This window comes from Winogradskyella endarachnes (assembly GCF_009741275.1).
In the GTDB taxonomy this organism is placed as follows: domain Bacteria; phylum Bacteroidota; class Bacteroidia; order Flavobacteriales; family Flavobacteriaceae; genus Winogradskyella; species Winogradskyella endarachnes.
Genome location: NZ_WOWS01000001.1, coordinates 998,250 through 1,015,968, shown reverse-complemented (window position 1 = coordinate 1,015,968; position 17,719 = coordinate 998,250). Strand labels below are relative to the sequence as shown.

Sequence of the window (17,719 nt, the reverse complement as noted above, 5' to 3'; positions counted from 1 at the left end):
ATTTTTTTTATGAAAAAATATGCTTTCCAATTTGTGTTTTTATTTATTTGTTTAGGTCTTAGCGCGCAAGATTTTAAACAATTAATCGCAGAAGGTTCTCATACCATTGAAGAAATTGTTTTGGTAGCTGAAAATCATTTTGATTCCGTTGGTAGAGAACGCGGAACTGGTTATAAACCTTTTAGACGTTGGCAGTATTTTGCTGAGCGTGCTATGGATGAAACAGGTAAACTAAAGTCTTCAGAATTTTATTATAATGAATTAAATAATTTAAATGCTGATCGGAACAGCGAAGGTTTTACGGCCAAGACTTTAGTTGGTACTTGGGAAGAAATGGGGCCTACATATTGGAATGCTACCTCTGGATATAATCCTGGTGTTGGAAGAATAACTTCGATTTCTATAGATCATACCAATTTAGATCATATTATAGCTGGCAGTGAGACTGGTGGTGTTTGGAAAAGTTTAGATGGAGGAGCAACATGGACGGTTTTAACAGATAATTTAGCGAATATAGATGTGCGATCTTTGGCAATAGATCCTAATAATAGTAATTACTATTTTTGGGGTTCTACAAATGGTTCTATATTTAAATCTTCAGATGGCGGTTCTACATGGTCTCTCCATAGTAATGTTTCGGGTGGTTCTGTAAATAAAATATTAATTCACCCAACAGATGCTCAGATAATGTATTGTACTTCTCAAGGTAATGGTATTTATAAATCAACAGACGGTGGACTAAATTGGAGTTCCATTTATTTTGCTGGTGTTAGTGGTGGATATGATGTAGATTTTAAACCAGGTGATCCCAGTATAGTGTATGCTTCTGGTGATGAATTTTATAGGTCTTCTAATAATGGTGTGAGTTTTGTTAAAATCTCTGGCGTTGCTCCAGATGAATTTAGTTATGGTCCAAAAATGATTGCTGTTTCTCCAAACGATGCATCAGTGGTTTATGTTCTAGAAGCCAATAGTGGTGTTTTTGGGGCCCTCTATAAATCAATAGATAGTGGAAGTAGTTTTACAAAATTAACGCATACGGCAAATTATTTTGGTTATGATACTAATGGAAGTGATGATTTAGGGCAAGCACCAAGAGATATGGATATTGCCGTTAATCCTAATGACGCCAATGATGTGCATATAGCAGGTATTAACACGTGGCGCTCTACAGATGGAGGTATTTCTTTTAATATAACATCTCAATGGACGCCAAATGGAGCGAGTAATTTAAATATAGGGTATTGCCATGCAGATGTAGATATTTTAGAATTTGTGGGTTCTGGAGCAGAAACCAAACTTTTTGTTGGTACCGATGGAGGAATTTATAAAGCGGATAACCCTACAACGGTTGATAGTAATTACTATACAGATTTAACAGTAGGTATGGGTATTAGACAGTTTTATAAAATAGGTGTAAGCCAAACAAATCCTGTTGTTGTTACAGGTGGTTCTCAAGACAATGGATCGTCGGCATTGTTACCAGATGGTAATTGGATAGATTGGTTTGGCGCAGATGGTATGGAAGGATTTGTAGATAAAAATAATTCTAACATTTTTTATGGTACTGCACAGTTTGGAACATTATTAAATTACTCTTATAGTGCGCTGTCTAATTCTATTTCATATTTAACACAACCAGATAATAAAGGAGGAGACTATACTTGGAATTGGATTGTGCCTTTTGAACAAGACCCAATAACTCCTAATACAATTTATTGTGCGTTTGATGAGGTTTATAAATCTATAGATGGTGGTTTTAATTGGGAATCCATATCTCAATCGTTTTCTAATAATATAGATCATTTAAAAATAGCACCAACAGATAATAATAAGATTTACTTAGCTATTAATGGTGTACTTTGGTACACGCTTAATGCCGGTATTTCATGGACGCAATCATCGTTAAATTTGGGAGGTGCACAAATTAATAGTATTGCGGTACATCCCACAGATGCTAATAAAATAGCCATCGCAACTACTAATAGTGAAAAAGTTTATGTAAGCACCGATAACGGTGTCACTTTTACAGGGATTGGTTGGGATTTGCCTAATTTCTCAGCTCAGGCTTTAGCATGGCAAAATAATGGAGAAGATGGTTTGTATTTAGGAATGAATTATGGTGTGTATTATACCGATAATACTTTAGGTAATACTTGGTCTTTGTTTAATAATGGATTACCAAATGTTAGAATAAATGAGTTGGAAATTAATGCAGCAGATAACAAAATATATGCGGCAACGTACGGAAGAGGGTTGTGGAGATCTAGTCTTTATAATGAATCTTTAACTGATAGTGAATTTAAAATAGACGAATTTAAGATGTATCCAAATCCAGCAACACATCAAGTGAATTTAAAATGGAAGATATCAGAACCTGTAACCGTTAGAGTTTTTAACGCTTTAGGTAAGTTGGTTTTTTATTCAAAAAACAAAGACCTTTCAAGTACTTATAAGATTGATTCTTCATCATTTGCATCTGGTATTTATTTTGTGAAATTAAATAGTTCTAAGGGTGAATTAATAAAAAAACTTATCATAAATTAGTAATGTAGCGTATTGTAAAAGTCCAATTGTAATGCCCTTACGATTGGGCTTTTTTGTACTCAAAAATCAATACCTTTGCAACTATGGAATTTTCATCAAAACTCTTAGAAAACGCAGTAAATGAAATGGCACAATTACCTGGTATTGGTAAACGTACAGCCTTACGTTTGGTACTACATTTATTAAGACAACCAGAAAACCAAACGTTTCAATTAGCAAATTCTCTCACCAAGGTTAGATCCGAAATTAATTTTTGTAAATCTTGTCATAATATTAGCGATAAAGTGCTTTGTGAGATTTGCGAAAATCCAAATAGAAACAGAGAACTCATTTGTGTAGTTGAAGATATTAGAGATGTTATGGCTGTAGAGAACACAAGTTCTTTTAAAGGGTTGTATCATGTTTTAGGTGGTAAAATATCACCCATGGATGGTATTGGACCACAAGATTTAAATATTACGTCTTTAGTAGAAAAAGTAAAATCTGGAAAGGTAAAAGAGTTGATATTTGCAATGAGTCCAACGATGGAAGGCGACACTACAAATTTCTATATTTTTAGGCAAATACAAGGCTATGATGTCTCAACATCCACCATAGCTAGAGGTGTTGCTGCAGGTAACGAACTAGAATATACAGACGAAATTACCTTAGGTCGCAGTATTATAGATAGAGTTCCTTTTGAAGCTTCATTAAAATCATAAATTGTTTTGAAGCTATCTGTTGTTATATTAAATTACAATGTACGCTACTTTTTAGAATTATGTTTAAAAAGTGTAGAAGATGCTGTAGCAAATATTGATGCGGAAATTATTGTAATTGATAATAATTCTTCGGATGATAGTTGCTCCATGGTTAAGCAATTATTTCCTTTTGTTAAATTAATTGAGAACAGAGAAAATTCAGGATTTTCAAAAGGGAATAACATTGCGGTTGCAGAGGCAAAGGGAGAATATTTGTGTATTCTTAATCCAGATACTGTTGTAGCAGAAGACACGTTTACTAAACTCCTTAATTTTTCAAAATCTAAGACTAATCTTGGTATTGTTGGTTGTCAGCTTATTGATGGTAGAGGTAGATTTTTACCAGAGAGCAAACGAAATATTCCAACACCAAAAGTGTCATTAAAAAAAGTGCTTGGTAAGACTAACGATTATTATGCAAATGATATTGGTATAGGTAGTATTAGAAAAGTAGATATTCTTGTTGGTGCTTTTATGTGGTTGAAAAAAGAGGTTTATACAGCTGTTTCAGGTTTTGATGAATCTTATTTTATGTACGGAGAAGATATAGAATTATCTTATAAAGTACTAAAAGCTGGATACCATAATTACTATTTCGGAGAAACTACAGTTATTCACTTTAAAGGAGAGAGTACATTAAAAGACGCAACATATGCAAAACGCTTTTATGGTGCAATGCAGATTTTTTACAAAAAACATTTTAAACAAAATATACTATTTAATATTGTGGTTTGGTTTGGAATTAAATTAGCCCAATTCTTAAATAAAATGCCCCAAAAAGTTGAAATAGCTTCAAAAAGAACAATAGTATATACTAACGGTATTGAAGAATCCTTAGAAGTTCAATTGCCAAAACCTGTTCATTTTAAGACAACTATTCAAAATAAAGCAGAACATCATAGTATGGTAATATACGATTTTAATATTCTGAAAATCAGTGATATAATTTGCGATATGAAGGCAATGTCTAAACAAGAAAATATTGTTTTTAGATTTCTGCCAAAAAGCAGTAAATTTATCCTCGGAAGTGATAGTGCTACAAATAGAGGTGAAGTGTTACATTTCTAGGATGTAAAAATGAATAAAAATCAGTGATTCGTCTATTTTTTTATTAATTTTGCAAACAATTACAAAATAAAGACCTTCAAATTAAATATATGTCAAAGTTCGAGCTTAAGTTACCTAAAATGGGAGAAAGTGTTGCAGAAGCAACTATAACCTCATGGCTTAAAGAAGTAGGAGATACGATTGAAGCTGATGAAGCTGTTTTAGAGATTGCTACAGACAAAGTAGATAGTGAAGTTCCAAGTGAAGTTGATGGTGTCTTAGTAGAAAAATTATTTAATGTTGATGATGTTGTACAAGTAGGACAAATCTTAGCAATTATAGAAACAGAAGGTGGTGATAATGTAGAGGTAAAAGCACCAGAAGCAGCACCAGAACCAATTATAGAGCCAGAAACGCCTAAAGCTGTTGCTGAGGTTGCACAAACTATTGTGGCAGCAAAATCTACAACTGAACCAGTGGTGTCTACAGAAGGTCGTTTTTACTCGCCTTTAGTAAAAAACATAGCTAAAAAAGAGGGTATTTCACAATCAGAATTAGATGCAATTGCAGGAACCGGAAAAGATAACCGTGTTACTAAAAATGATATAAAAGCGTATTTAGAGTCACGTAGTTCAGGACCAGTTGCTCCAAAACCTGCAGCAACTCCAGTAGCTGAGCCAGTAACAAAAGCTCCTAGCACTCCTGATGCTCAAAGCAATGGTTTGGAGGTGCCAAAAGCTAAACCAGCTCCTGTTGCAGAAAAATCAAAAGCAGAAACATCTACAGAGAAGCCAAAAGAAAACCCAATTGCTATTTCAGATGGTGATGAGATTATTGAAATGACTAGAATGGGGAAACTCATTTCTAAATACATGGTAGATTCTGTGCAAACTTCTGCACATGTACAATCATTTATAGAAGCTGATGTTACCACAATTTGGAATTGGAGAAAGAAAGTTAAAAATGATTTTATAAAACGCGAAGGTGAAAACCTAACCTTTACACCAATCTTTATGGAAGCTGTAACTAAGGCGTTAAAAGAATTTCCAATGATGAACATTTCAGTTCAAGGCGATAAAGTCATTAAAAAGAAAGCTATAAATGTTGGTATGGCTGCAGCTTTACCAGACGGTAATTTAATTGTACCTGTCATTAAAAATGCAGATCAGTTAAATTTATTTGGTATGGTAAAACGTGTAAACGATTTAGCAACTAGAGCAAGAGAAAATAAATTAAATCCAGATGATATTCAAGGAGGAACATATACTGTAACTAACGTTGGTACGTTTGGTAGTATAATGGGTACACCAATTATTAATCAACCTCAGGTTGGAATATTGGCATTAGGTGCTATTAGAAAAATGCCCGCCGTTATTGAAGGACCAGAAGGAGACTATATTGGTATTCGTTACAAAATGTATTTATCGCACTCATATGATCATAGGGTGGTTAATGGTGCCCTTGGCGGACAGTTTGTAAAGGCTGTAAAAGATTACTTAGAAGCTTGGGATTATAATCGTGAGATTTAATTAATATTTCTATATAGTAGTAAAATAAAATTTTTAATTTAGAATATAAAAAGCACAGTATTTAAACTGTGCTTTTTATATATAATATGTTAGTGTTTCAAATTTATGATGTTTTCAAAGTTTTTCATCTTCTACAAAACCTTCCCATCGACGCATGTAAGTAATAAAGGTGTGACTTAAACCTTCTTGTTTTAAATAATCTACACTTACAGGATTTTTAACAGGCGTAAAGTAAGGATCGTCCATAACACGCGTTGGAAAATCATGATGTAAAATTCCAGAGCGACCAATAGTAACAAAGTCAACACCTAAATCTAACACTGTTTGCACATCTACTGCAGTTCTTATGTTGCCAGCAACAGTTAATTTTACAGTTTTAAAATCGAGTTGTAAAATATGCTCTAATAAATTTAATTTGCTTTCTGGGTATTCTTCTGGTAATTTAAAGCAATCCCAAAGTGAAATATCTAAAAAGTCAATTTGCTTAGCATCTATAAGCTGTTGTGATATAATTTTTATTTCAGATAATTTCATCCCAAATTTCTCAGGAGATAATCTTACACCTAGTAAAAAGTCATTGCCACATTGTTTTCTGATTTCGTAAATAATTTCAAATAATAATCGCGAACGATTTTCAAGTGAGCCACCATAGCTATCTGTTCTTTTATTAAAATCCGAACTCAAAAATTGAGTTAAAATATACCCATGTGCTCCATGTACTTCAACACCATTATAGCCGCATTTTTTAGCTCTTATAGCTGCATTGATAAAGTCTTCTTTTAGTTGTACAATTTCATCTAATGTTAACGCTCTAGCATTATGTTTGTCATTATCAGAAGGACATACACCTTTCTGTTTAATCACCTCTTTTGGCGAGCGCATACCAGCATGATGTAATTGTATGACGGCCAAGCTCCCTTCGGCTTTAATAGCTTTTGTCAGTTTTTTGTGCCCTTCAATTAAATCGTCAGAGAATATACCTAGCTGGCCAGGAAACCCTTTGCCAATTTGTTGTACATGCGAGGCGCAAGTCATAACCATTCCAAATTGTCCTTTAGCTCGCATAGTAAGCCAATGAAATTCTTCATCAGATAATTTACCATTCTCAAAACTTTGTCTATTTGTTAAAGGAGCTAACATAAAACGATTTTTCATTTTTGTACCGCAACTAAATGTTATCTGGTCTGAAGGATTGTTTTTCATAAGGTGTTCTAAATCTATTTGCAAAGCTAATTTCGCTCATTTATTTTTTAAACTCAAATAAGACAAAAAATTAACGCAATTATTTTAATCTCCATACCTTTGTTAAAAATTACAAACAATGCAACTGAATCTCTCAAAACCTATTTGTTTCTTCGATTTAGAAACCACTGGAATAAATATCTCAAAAGACCGAATTGTAGAAATATCAATCTTAAAAGTTTTTCCAAACGGAAAAGAAGAGGCTAAAACATGGATTGTAAATCCTGAAATGCCAATTCCAGCAGAGGTGACGGCAATTCATGGAATTTCAGATGCAGATGTTGCAGATAAACCTACGTTTAAAGCACTATCTAAAGAAATCTATAATATGATTAAAGATTCTGATTTAGGCGGATTTAATTCTAATCGTTTCGATATTCCATTATTAGCAGAAGAATTGTTACGAGCAGGTGTGGATTTTGATATGAAAAACACCCAATCTGTAGATGTTCAAACTATTTTTCATAAAATGGAACAACGTACTTTAGTTGCTGCTTATAAGTTTTATTGTAATAAAAATTTAGATGATGCACATAGTGCAGAAGCAGATACTAAAGCAACGTATGAAGTTTTAAAAGCTCAATTAGATCGTTACGACGAATTAGAAAATAACACTAAGTTTTTAGCCGAATTCAGTTCTAGAAAGAAATTCGCAGATTTTGCAGGTTTTTTAATATATAATAAAGAAGGAGAAGAGTGCTTCTCATTTGGTAAGCATAAGGGAAAACGTGTGTTAGAAGTTTTAGAAAAAGAACCAGGTTATTTTGGTTGGCTGTTAAATGCAGATTTTCCATTATATACTAAAAAGGTTTTAACGGCAATAAAATTGAGTCAGTTTAATAACAAATTGAGCTAATTTTTTTCATTTCGTACTCGATGCCGAATTAAATTTGAAGTAAGAATGTATAATAGATAAGATTCCTGGGGTCTCAGGAATGACAGAAATATGAAATTAATCTGTATAGGTCGTAATTACACAGACCACATAAAAGAATTAGAAAACGAAAAGCCAACGGATCCTGTTATTTTTTTAAAACCAGATACGTCTATATTATTAAAAAAACAGCCCTTTTTTATTCCAGATTTTTCAGATGAGGTGCATTATGAAGTTGAGGTATTAGTAAAGATTAACAAAGTAGGTAAATATATAGATAAGAAGTTTGCACATAAGTATTTTGATCAAATTGGTTTAGGTATAGATTTTACAGCGAGAGACCTTCAGGCTCAATTAAAAGAAAAAGGCTTACCTTGGGAAAAAGCTAAGGCTTTTGATGGTGCAGCTATTGTGGGTAAATGGATAGATAAGACTTACTTTAAAAATATTAATAACATCAATTTTAGTTTAAAAAAGAATGAAGAGATCGTTCAGAATGGAAATACTGAACTCATGCTTTGGAAAATTGATGAAATTATAGAATATGTCTCAAAATATTTCACTTTAAAAATTGGAGATATTATCTTTACAGGCACGCCAGCAGGAGTTGGTAAGGTATTTGCAGAAGATCGATTAATAGGATATCTTGAAGACGAGGAAATGTTTTCAATAAAAATTAAATAAATGTCAAAACATTACAAATTAGATAGAGTTAGAGAAATGGCAGATAATGACGAAGATTTTGTCTTAGCTATTGCCTCAGCTTTTTTAGAAGAGGTGCCAGAGGATGCAGAGCGTCTTAAAATAGGTGTACCGGCAAAAAACTACAAAGATGTATACCAGGCAGCTCATAAAATGAAACCAACAGTAGATTTGTTTGAGTTAGGTGTTTTAGATACACTTATTGAAGTACAGGATTGGGGAAAATTTGAGCAAACTGATAAAAACGTAGATCAACAACTTCAAATTGTATTAACTGCAGTAGAGAATGCGGTTGAAGAAATTAAAGCCGATTTCGGACTCTAAATGCAAGCAGAAATAATAACTATTGGCGATGAAATTCTTATTGGCCAAATTGTGGATACAAATTCTGCATTTATAGGCAAGGAGTTCAATAAATTTGGGATTTCAGTTTATCAGATTACATCTATTCAAGATGACAAATCACATATTCTTCAAGCTTTAAAAGAAGCAGAAGCCAATGCCGATATCATTATTATAACAGGTGGATTAGGACCAACTAAAGATGATATTACAAAACACACCATTTGCGAATACTTCAATGATACCTTAGTGGAGGATAAATCTGTATTAGCCAATGTAGAACAAATTTTTTCTAAATGGAGTTCTGCACCACTTTTAGATGTTAATAAACAACAAGCCTTGGTGCCTTCTAAAGCAAGTGTATTAATGAACCATAATGGTACAGCTCCTGGTATGTGGTTAGAAAAAAATGGAAAAGTGTTTGTGTCACTTCCAGGTGTGCCTTATGAGATGAAAGCTTTAATAACAGATCAAGTTATTCCTAAATTAAGACAGCAATTTCACTTTCCATACATTTTACACAAAACTATATTAACCTATGGAAAAGGGGAGAGTGCCCTTGCAGAAGATATTTTTAAATGGGAAGAAGCATTACCTAGTTTTATAAAATTAGCCTATTTACCAAGCTTAGGAAGAGTACGGTTACGCCTGTCAGGTAAATCTCAGGATAGAAAGAAACTTGAAGAAGAAATTCAAAAACAAGTAGATTTACTTCTACCACAAATTGAAGATATTTTTGTTGGGTTTGAAGAAGATAAATCTATAGAAGCCATATTAGGAGAAAGATTAGCCCAATTAGGGAAAACCTTATCCGTAGCAGAAAGTTGTACAGGGGGAAAAATTGCATCGTCTTTTACAGAAAATGCAGGTGCCTCTCGTTATTTTAAAGGTAGCGTTGTTACTTATGCAACAGAAACTAAAGTGGATGTTTTAGGTGTGTCACAAGAGATGATTAACAAACATTCTGTAGTAAGTAAAGAAGTTGCAGAGGCAATGGCAAAAGGTGTACAAAAATTATATAACACAGATTACGCAATAAGTACTACAGGCAATGCAGGACCCGAAAAAGGGGATTCAGATGCAGAAGTAGGTACGGTTTGGATAGCAATTGCCACAAAAGATAAAGTGTTTTCAGACGTTTTTAACTTTGGTACTCTTAGAGAAAAGGTAATTGGAAGAGCAACAAGTAAGGCTTTTGAGATGTTATTTAAAGAAATTTAAAAAAAGTAGAAATATTTTTGCTAAACCTCAAAGTTTTATTAAATTTGCACCCTGTTAAAAATGTCCGTATTCGGATGTTATACTCTAAAGACTACTGTTAATAGGGATTTGCTTAAAAACGAAGCGTTTAAAAGAGTATACAGAGAATTAATAATACACCTAAAGAAAGAAAACAATGTCAAGAGTTTGTGAACTTACAGGGAAAAAAGCAATGGTAGGAAACAATGTTTCTCATGCTATGAATAAAACAAAACGCAAGTTTGGAGCAAACTTGATTAAAAAACGTTTTTATATTCCTGAAGAAGATAAGTGGGTAACATTAAAAGTTTCTACATCTGCATTAAAAACTATCAATAAAATTGGTATCGATGCAATGTTAAAAGAAGCTAGAGCAAAAGGATTTTACAAATAATAGCGTAGACGCTTAAGTCAATTTACTATGGCAAAGAAAGGAAATAGAATACAAGTTATCTTAGAGTGCACAGAGCACAAAACTTCTGGTCAACCAGGAACATCAAGATATATTACAACAAAGAATAAGAAAAATACGCCAGAACGTATGGAGATTAAGAAATTTAATCCTATCCTTAAGCGTATGACAGTTCATAAAGAGATAAAATAAGAAAACCATGGCAAAGAAATCAGTAGCGTCTTTACAGACAGGATCAAAGCGTTTGACAAAAGCGATAAAAATGGTAAAATCACCAAAAACTGGAGCTTACATGTTTGTAGAATCAGTAATGGCACCAGAATTTGTCAATGACTTTTTAAACAAGAAATAATCTTTATTATTTATAGATTTACTAAACTGCTTTCTTATGAAAGCAGTTTTTTTATGTCTATATTTGAGGAATTATGACAACTTAGCAGTAAAATATTAAAGGCAAGGTTGTTGTTTTAGGTATTGACAGTATCCTTAACCGAGTCATATAAAGTTATTTTAGCTTTTGACCTTTAAACTAAATAGATGAGTTTTTTTAAAAAAATATTCTCTTCAGAAAAGAAAGAAACCCTAGATAAAGGTTTAGAGAAATCTAAATCCTCTTTTTTTAGCAAATTAAATAAAGCTGTTGCCGGAAAATCTAAAGTAGATGATGATGTTTTAGATAATCTTGAAGAAATCTTGGTCACCAGTGATGTTGGTGTTAATACCACATTAAAAGTTATAACAAGAATTGAAGAGCGTGTTGCTAGAGATAAATATTTAGGCACATCAGAATTAAATAGAATTCTTCGTGAAGAAATTGCAGCTTTACTCTCGGAAACTAAATCTGGAGAGGAAACAGACTACGTAGTTCCTGAGTTACCAAAACAAGCCGATGGAACTAAAACACCATATGTGCTTATGGTTGTTGGTGTTAATGGTGTTGGTAAAACAACTACAATTGGGAAATTAGCCTATCAGTTTAAGAAAAAAGGACTTAAAGTGGTTCTGGGAGCTGCTGATACCTTTAGAGCAGCGGCTATAGATCAATTACAAGTTTGGGCAGATAGAGTAGAGGTACCAATGATAAGACAAGAAATGGGTTCTGACCCTGCTTCGGTTGCTTTTGATGCGTTGCAATCTGGTGTAAAACAAGATGCAGATGTTATTATTATAGATACCGCTGGCCGTTTACATAATAAGATTAACTTAATGAATGAGTTAACTAAAGTTAAGCGAGTAATGCAAAAAGTTGTTGGAGATGCACCTCATGATGTGTTATTGGTATTAGATGGTTCTACTGGGCAAAATGCCTTTGAACAAGCTAAGCAATTTACAGCAGCCACAGAAGTGACATCTTTGGCAGTAACCAAACTTGATGGTACTGCAAAAGGAGGTGTAGTTATTGGTATTAGTGATCAATTTCAAATACCTGTAAAATATATTGGTGTTGGTGAAGGTATCGAAGATTTACAAGTCTTTAATAAATATGAATTTGTAGATTCATTCTTCAAGTAGTATACTTCCTACGAAAGTAGAAATCTTAACGTAATATTTTAAAAATTGTAGTATTTGTTTTATTGATAATTTTGAATAAATCTTACAATTTTAAAAGCACTAAAGTTTTAAAGCCGATAACAATAGTTACACTGTTGTATTCGGCTTTGATGTTTATAAAATACACTGACAAGTTAACATTGCTTTTTCGTGAACCAAGAAACCCTCTGTTACCAAAGTTCTTACATAATTACGCTGCTTTTCCTTCATATTTTGTTGTGCCATTTTTTTTGGTACTACTTTTTTTATGTATTCAGGTTTTAAGAAAAAAGAAATATAATTTCAAAATGGTATATCTCTTATTTGGTTTAGCTCTTTTATTTTATATTTTTCAAGAACAAATTTATAAATTCATTATAGGCTTCAGCCCTTATAATAATTAAAACTATTCTATCTTTTTAAAGTAAAATGACCTCTATAGTTAAGACCATTTGCTCTAGTAACAACAAACCAATAATCTGATGTAGGTAGTTTATGTCCGCCATAAGTACCATCCCAAACTGAGTAAGCATCTAAAGTTTTAAGTAATTTTCCGTACCTATCAAAGATTTTAATTGTTAAACTAGGTTCGGTTAAAGCATTCTTTATATACCAAGTATCATTGGTACCATCTCCATTTGGTGTAAAAAACTTAGGGTAATTTAAAAGGTAAACCACTTGTTCCGTTACATCGCAACCGTTTTTATCTCTTACATATATTGTGTATTCTCCAGAACTTAAATTAGTAAAACTGTTACTATCTTGGTAATTAATGTTGTCTATAGAATACTCATAATCTCCTAAACTTAATTCAGAAAGATGAACAGTAATAGAATTGTTATAGTCTGTCCAATCTTCAATGTCTATATAAGATATAATTGCAGCGTTAGATTGTATAACTTCAAAGCTTTTTGTGGCTTCGCAAATATATGTAGAATGATTTTCTGTTACAGTAACACTGTAATCGCCAAGCATATCATTTGTTACGTTTATGGCATGCGTAGTTTCTCCTGTTGACCATAAATAACTGTAAAAACCTGTACCTGCATCAATTGTAATATAATCTTCAGTTTCACAAATTCCAACATAATCTGAAATGGCTATTTCAGGTGTTGCTACTAAATTAATAGTGATTTCTGCTATTTGGTAACAATTATCTGAAGAGTCTATTCTAGCGTAAATAATGCTAGAATCTTCATAGGTATTATAATTTTCTGGATTAGTAATTAAACTGTCTTCATTGTAGTTTTGTGCACCAGATAAACTTTCAAAATAACTAAAAGAACAATCTATACAATCTGTTATGTCAGATTCATAAAATGTAAAATCAATAGTTTCTTCATTATCATTGTAGGTGTCGCATAAAATTACCATAATATCATTAACTATAAGTGTTGGTTCAATGATATTGACTAACACCGAAATTAACTCTTCGCTTTCGCAACCATTAACTGTTTCTTGTGCACCATAATAAACAAAACCATCAATAAGGTTAGTAGTGTTACTAATTAAATTTCCGTTAGTTTCTGCATCATACCAAACGGCTGAGCCACTGACTTCGATATCTGCAACAGTAGCTTGTTGTGTGGAGCAGAATTCTTGTTGAGAAGAACCTGTTAATGCTTCAGGTGTTTCTAATATGGTAACTTCAAATATTTCTGAAGCAATTCTACAAGATTCAGATCCTATATTAATACCATTAGCAACGGTAATTCTGTATTGAAATTCTCCTGGATTACTAGTGTCAGTAAACAAATAACTTTGGGTGGTTTCCCCTTCAATATCTGTCCAGTTTAATCCTAAATCATCTGAATATTGCCATTGAAACTGTGGGTCTAAATATCCAGAAGATACTTCAGCCTGAAATGTATAATTAGAAATTTCGTCTTCACAAAGTGTTATACTGCTACCTAATTCATCATTAATAGAATTGGTAATGGTTGGTCCACATGGTCTAAAGGCTATATCATCTAATGCTATATCATTACCAGGATGCGCACTTGGTGCAGAATTCAATATAGTGATAACAACCTCTGTGTCGTTTTCTAAAGTAAAATAGAAGCCGTATTGTAACCAACTGCCAGAGGTAGTCTGTGCAATGTCACCCGTATTATAAGACCCTAAAATATTGCCAGAGGTATCACTAATTCTAAAGGTTACGTCTGGGTGATACTCGTCTGTACCTGCAGAAGGATTCATTATGTTAATAAGCCATGCCGAAAATTCGTACGTGGTATTAGAGCACAAACCAGTTACCGATTTGGTGTAAAAGACACCTTCATTGGCTAAAACAGCACTATTAATAACCATCATGTATCCATTGGTGTCACCAGTATGGTCAGTTGTTACGTGCCAAGCCGTTCCTTTTAATCCGCTGGTTGTGGAGGCAATTGTGTATTCACCTTCGTCTAATTCCCCAGAACTACTATATGTAAAAGCTGTAATGTCAGCGCCTAAGGCATCACCTCTTCCTGAGCCCGAACCAAAATCTATTTCTACTAAAGGGTCTCCTAAATTTCCTTCACAAAGTTGAGCGAATGCTTTTGGATAAAAAAAGCTTAAGATGATAATGGGTAAATAAGTTTTGATGTTCAATGTTTCCGTATTTGATTAATTCTTTGGGTAAGCTATTTTTTTTAGATGCGTTTTTTATTTAAAACTTGTGGTGTATTGCGATAAGTTTTTGAAAAAAGACCTACAATAAAAATTGTATTTTTATAAAAAATTGAATAATGAGAAATTGTGTTTATATAGTAATGGTGTGCTGTTTGATATCGTGTAAAAAACCTAATTCTTCTGAAGCACGGATGCCTATTCAAAGAATAGAAATAATTGATGATTCTTCAGTTTTAAGTGCTATTTCAACCAAAGATTTTAGAGACTTTAAAGTGTTAGATTCTAAATATATCACTAAAGATGAATTGTGGAAAGTCCTTAATCCGCAAATGGAAGACTTTACAGAGGCGGATTACAACCGTTTAAAACCGGTAATATTAGAGCAGACGATTACTGAACTACAAGTGAGCAGAACCCGTAATATTTTTACTTATGAGGAATTAACGAAATTCTATTTATTCAGAATCAGAAAGTTTGATAGAGAAAACCCATTGTCGTTAAACTCTGTGATTGCAGTTAATCCCAATGTTATTGAAGATTCTAAACAAAAAGATAAAGACTTTTCAACTAAAAAGAGTAAACATCCCATTTTTGGAATGCCTATTTTATTAAAAGATAATCTAAATGCTAATACAATGGCAACTACAGCTGGTGCAGTTGCTCTAAAAGACAATATAGCCAAAGATGCTTTTATAGTTAGTCAATTAAAAACTAAGGATGCCTTAATTTTAGGAAAAGCAAATTTAAGCGAATGGGCTTATTTCTTCTGTGACAACTGCCCAAGTGGCTATTCTGCTATTGGAGGACAAACGTTAAATCCATATGGTAGAAGAGTTATTGATACTGGAGGTTCTAGCTCTGGTAGTGCTGTAGCTGTAGCAGCAAATTTTTGTGTTGCGGCTATTGGTAGTGAAACGGCTGGTTCAATATTATCTCCAGCTAGTCAAAATTCTGTGGTTGGTTTAAAACCAACAATAGGTTTAGTGAGTAGAGCAGGTATAGTGCCTATTTCATCAACATTAGATACGGCAGGTCCTATTGCAAAATCAGTTAGTGATATCGCTATTGTCTTAGATGCGATTTCTGGTTATGATAGTTTAGACTCCAAATCAACCAATAAAAAGGACGCCTATGTCTATTTTAACACACCATCTTCTGAACTTATAAAAGGAAAACGATTTGGCGCACCAACACGTTTAAAGGAAGATTCTTTATATGTTAAAGCATTAAAGGTTTTAAAAGAAAAAGGAGCTGAAATTGTTGAAATTGAAGAAGAGAAGGTAAGCTTACCAAATTTTATTAGATTACTAAATTTAGATATTAAAAATGATTTACCGCTGTATTTAAAAAACTATGCTAGTGCTAATATTGAAATAAAATCAGTGGATGAAATTATAAATTTTAACCAAACAGATTCTTTAAAAAGGATGCCTTATGGTCAAAGTTTGTTAAAAGGAATTGTAGCTGATAGTGGTGATTTAGAATATTTAGAAAGAATTAAAGATACCTTAAAAACAAATGGACAATTGTTTTTTGATAAACCAATGCGCACACATAATTTAGATGGTTATTTATCTATTAATAATTATCATGCCGCATTTGCAGCCGTTGCAGAATATCCTGCTTTAACTATTCCTATGGGTTATGATAGAAATGGAGTGCCTAAAGGACTCACGTTTATTGCAAAACCGTATCAGGAAAAAGTAATTATCGATTGGGCTGCAATTTATGAAGAGGCCTCACAATTAAGAATAGCACCTAAGGACTATAATTAATTTATTAAAGCGTTAATTTTTATCCAAAGGTCATTATCAAAACTAGAAAGCGCAAAGTTTTCGCTATCTGCCGCTTGTCCCATTCTTATTACAACCAATTCTTTGCTAGGTACAACATATATTTTTTGGTCGTTTAAACCCAACGCAGCAAAAGTATCATCTGGCGCATCTGGTATAAGTTCACCTGGAAATTCAACTTGACTTTGAGGTAAATGATATGTGGACTTACCGTTTAGCCACCATAAATAACCATAGGCTAAATTGATATCTTGAGAAGTGTTTGTAGCTTCTGCTACGAAGTTTTCATTTAAAATTTGCGTGTCTTCCCAGCTGCCATTGGCATAGGTTAATAAACCAAATCTTGCCATGCTTCTGGTGTTGCTCCAATACACATTAATGTTTCCTAAGGTGGTCCAACTGCCATTCATCCCAATAGGATCCTTAAGTTTATTTGTAAAGTAGTTATCCCAAGTTTCATTTGTTGCTTGTTCTACAACGTCTTGCATTTTCACAAATACATTGTGGTAAGCCCAACGTGTGCCAGCGTCAGCGACATACTGTAGATTTTCTGGAGATATATCATCGCCTGCTTCATCATCTAAACCAGATGTCATTGATAACAGATGTTGACATGTAATTAAATCTTCCTTTTCAGCAGGAGCACTTGTCCAACCTGTACCAACATAGTCAGACACTTTATTATTTATATCTATGAAACCTTCTTGTTCCGCAATACCAGAAATTGCGGTTGTTAAAGTTTTTCCGGCACTTGCCCAATACCATGTGGAATTAGCATCATGACCATTCATATATTCTTCTACTACAATTTTACCCTTATGCAAAATCATAAAACTTTTGGTATTTTTTTCTTCTAAAAAGTCTAGTAATGGTTGAAGCTCAGTTGTATTCCAGTCTAATTCTTCTATAGTTTTTGTTTCCCATGTATCTGAATTTATAGGTGGAAAATAAATAGCCTCTGTTTGCGGTGCGTCATCATCATTAGTGTCACTATCACTAGAACAAGATAAAATGGTGCAAAAACAAATAAAAAAAGTGAGTAATTGTAAAGTTTTCATGGCTAAGTATTTATTTATGACTGTTAAATATACTAAAGGTTTAATTAA

16 protein-coding genes are annotated in these 17,719 nt (G+C 33.0%); 13 read left to right on the top strand and 3 right to left on the bottom strand.

Annotation, left to right across the window (positions count from 1 at the left end; genetic code table 11):
* The first annotated feature begins 9 nt into the window (after window positions 1–9).
* The 4 genes from GN138_RS04550 (at window position 10) to GN138_RS04535 (ending at window position 5,863) form a co-directional block, all read left to right on the top strand.
* A complete protein-coding gene (locus GN138_RS04550; protein WP_157362541.1) occupies window positions 10–2,547 on the top strand; it encodes a T9SS type A sorting domain-containing protein in 2,538 nt (845 codons plus the stop codon).
* A gap of 83 nt (window positions 2,548–2,630) precedes the next feature.
* Complete coding sequence (recR, locus tag GN138_RS04545) at window positions 2,631–3,248, top strand: recombination mediator RecR (protein WP_157362539.1); 618 nt, start codon at window positions 2,631–2,633, stop codon at window positions 3,246–3,248.
* A 6-nt stretch (window positions 3,249–3,254) separates the two neighbouring features.
* The gene (locus GN138_RS04540) at window positions 3,255–4,355 is read left to right on the top strand and encodes a glycosyltransferase family 2 protein (protein ID WP_157362536.1); all 1,101 of its coding nucleotides are present in this window, start codon (window positions 3,255–3,257) and stop codon (window positions 4,353–4,355) included.
* 89 nt (window positions 4,356–4,444) lie between these two features.
* On the top strand, window positions 4,445–5,863 hold the full coding sequence (locus tag GN138_RS04535; protein WP_157362534.1) for a dihydrolipoamide acetyltransferase family protein: 1,419 nt from the start codon (window positions 4,445–4,447) through the stop codon (window positions 5,861–5,863).
* 114 nt (window positions 5,864–5,977) lie between these two features.
* Here GN138_RS04535 and GN138_RS04530 read toward each other — a convergent pair whose 3' ends face one another.
* Window positions 5,978–7,018 carry an NADH:flavin oxidoreductase gene (locus tag GN138_RS04530; protein WP_197429313.1) on the bottom strand — a complete coding sequence of 347 codons (1,041 nt, stop codon included), beginning with the start codon at window positions 7,016–7,018 and terminating at the stop codon, window positions 5,978–5,980.
* Between the two features lie 166 nt (window positions 7,019–7,184).
* On the opposite strand from GN138_RS04530, the gene GN138_RS04525 reads away from it, so the two are divergent.
* The 8 genes from GN138_RS04525 (at window position 7,185) to ftsY (ending at window position 12,186) form a co-directional block, all read left to right on the top strand.
* Window positions 7,185–7,961, top strand: coding sequence for a 3'-5' exonuclease (locus GN138_RS04525; protein WP_157362530.1), 777 nt, complete (start codon window positions 7,185–7,187; stop codon window positions 7,959–7,961).
* Between the two features lie 90 nt (window positions 7,962–8,051).
* Window positions 8,052–8,663 carry a fumarylacetoacetate hydrolase family protein gene (locus GN138_RS04520; RefSeq protein WP_157362528.1) on the top strand — a complete coding sequence of 204 codons (612 nt, stop codon included), beginning with the start codon at window positions 8,052–8,054 and terminating at the stop codon, window positions 8,661–8,663.
* On the top strand, window positions 8,664–9,005 hold the full coding sequence (locus GN138_RS04515; protein WP_157362526.1) for an Hpt domain-containing protein: 342 nt from the start codon (window positions 8,664–8,666) through the stop codon (window positions 9,003–9,005).
* Window positions 9,006–10,244 carry a competence/damage-inducible protein A gene (locus GN138_RS04510; protein ID WP_157362524.1) on the top strand — a complete coding sequence of 413 codons (1,239 nt, stop codon included), beginning with the start codon at window positions 9,006–9,008 and terminating at the stop codon, window positions 10,242–10,244. It begins immediately after the preceding gene.
* Between the two features lie 175 nt (window positions 10,245–10,419).
* On the top strand, window positions 10,420–10,656 hold the full coding sequence (rpmB, locus tag GN138_RS04505; protein WP_157362522.1) for a 50S ribosomal protein L28: 237 nt from the start codon (window positions 10,420–10,422) through the stop codon (window positions 10,654–10,656).
* A gap of 27 nt (window positions 10,657–10,683) precedes the next feature.
* Window positions 10,684–10,866 carry a 50S ribosomal protein L33 gene (rpmG, locus tag GN138_RS04500; RefSeq protein ID WP_157362521.1) on the top strand — a complete coding sequence of 61 codons (183 nt, stop codon included), beginning with the start codon at window positions 10,684–10,686 and terminating at the stop codon, window positions 10,864–10,866.
* A 7-nt stretch (window positions 10,867–10,873) separates the two neighbouring features.
* Entirely contained in the window at window positions 10,874–11,026 is a 153-nt protein-coding gene (locus tag GN138_RS04495; protein WP_008271041.1) for a DUF4295 domain-containing protein, read from the top strand.
* A gap of 185 nt (window positions 11,027–11,211) precedes the next feature.
* Entirely contained in the window at window positions 11,212–12,186 is a 975-nt protein-coding gene (gene ftsY / locus GN138_RS04490) for a signal recognition particle-docking protein FtsY (RefSeq protein WP_157362519.1), read from the top strand.
* Between the two features lie 429 nt (window positions 12,187–12,615).
* Here ftsY and GN138_RS04485 read toward each other — a convergent pair whose 3' ends face one another.
* The gene (locus tag GN138_RS04485) at window positions 12,616–14,799 is read right to left on the bottom strand and encodes a T9SS type B sorting domain-containing protein (RefSeq protein WP_157362517.1); all 2,184 of its coding nucleotides are present in this window, start codon (window positions 14,797–14,799) and stop codon (window positions 12,616–12,618) included.
* 212 nt (window positions 14,800–15,011) lie between these two features.
* Here GN138_RS04485 and GN138_RS04480 point away from each other — a divergent pair, with 212 nt between their 5' ends.
* Window positions 15,012–16,595, top strand: a complete 1,584-nt coding sequence (locus GN138_RS04480; RefSeq protein WP_231743035.1) for an amidase family protein — start codon at window positions 15,012–15,014, stop codon at window positions 16,593–16,595.
* Here GN138_RS04480 and GN138_RS04475 read toward each other — a convergent pair.
* Window positions 16,592–17,671 (bottom strand): serine hydrolase domain-containing protein, encoded by a 1,080-nt coding sequence (locus tag GN138_RS04475; protein WP_157362513.1) that lies wholly within the window; start codon window positions 17,669–17,671, stop codon window positions 16,592–16,594. The two genes, GN138_RS04480 and GN138_RS04475, sit on opposite strands and share 4 nt — an antisense overlap.
* Between the last annotated feature and the right edge of the window lie 48 nt (window positions 17,672–17,719).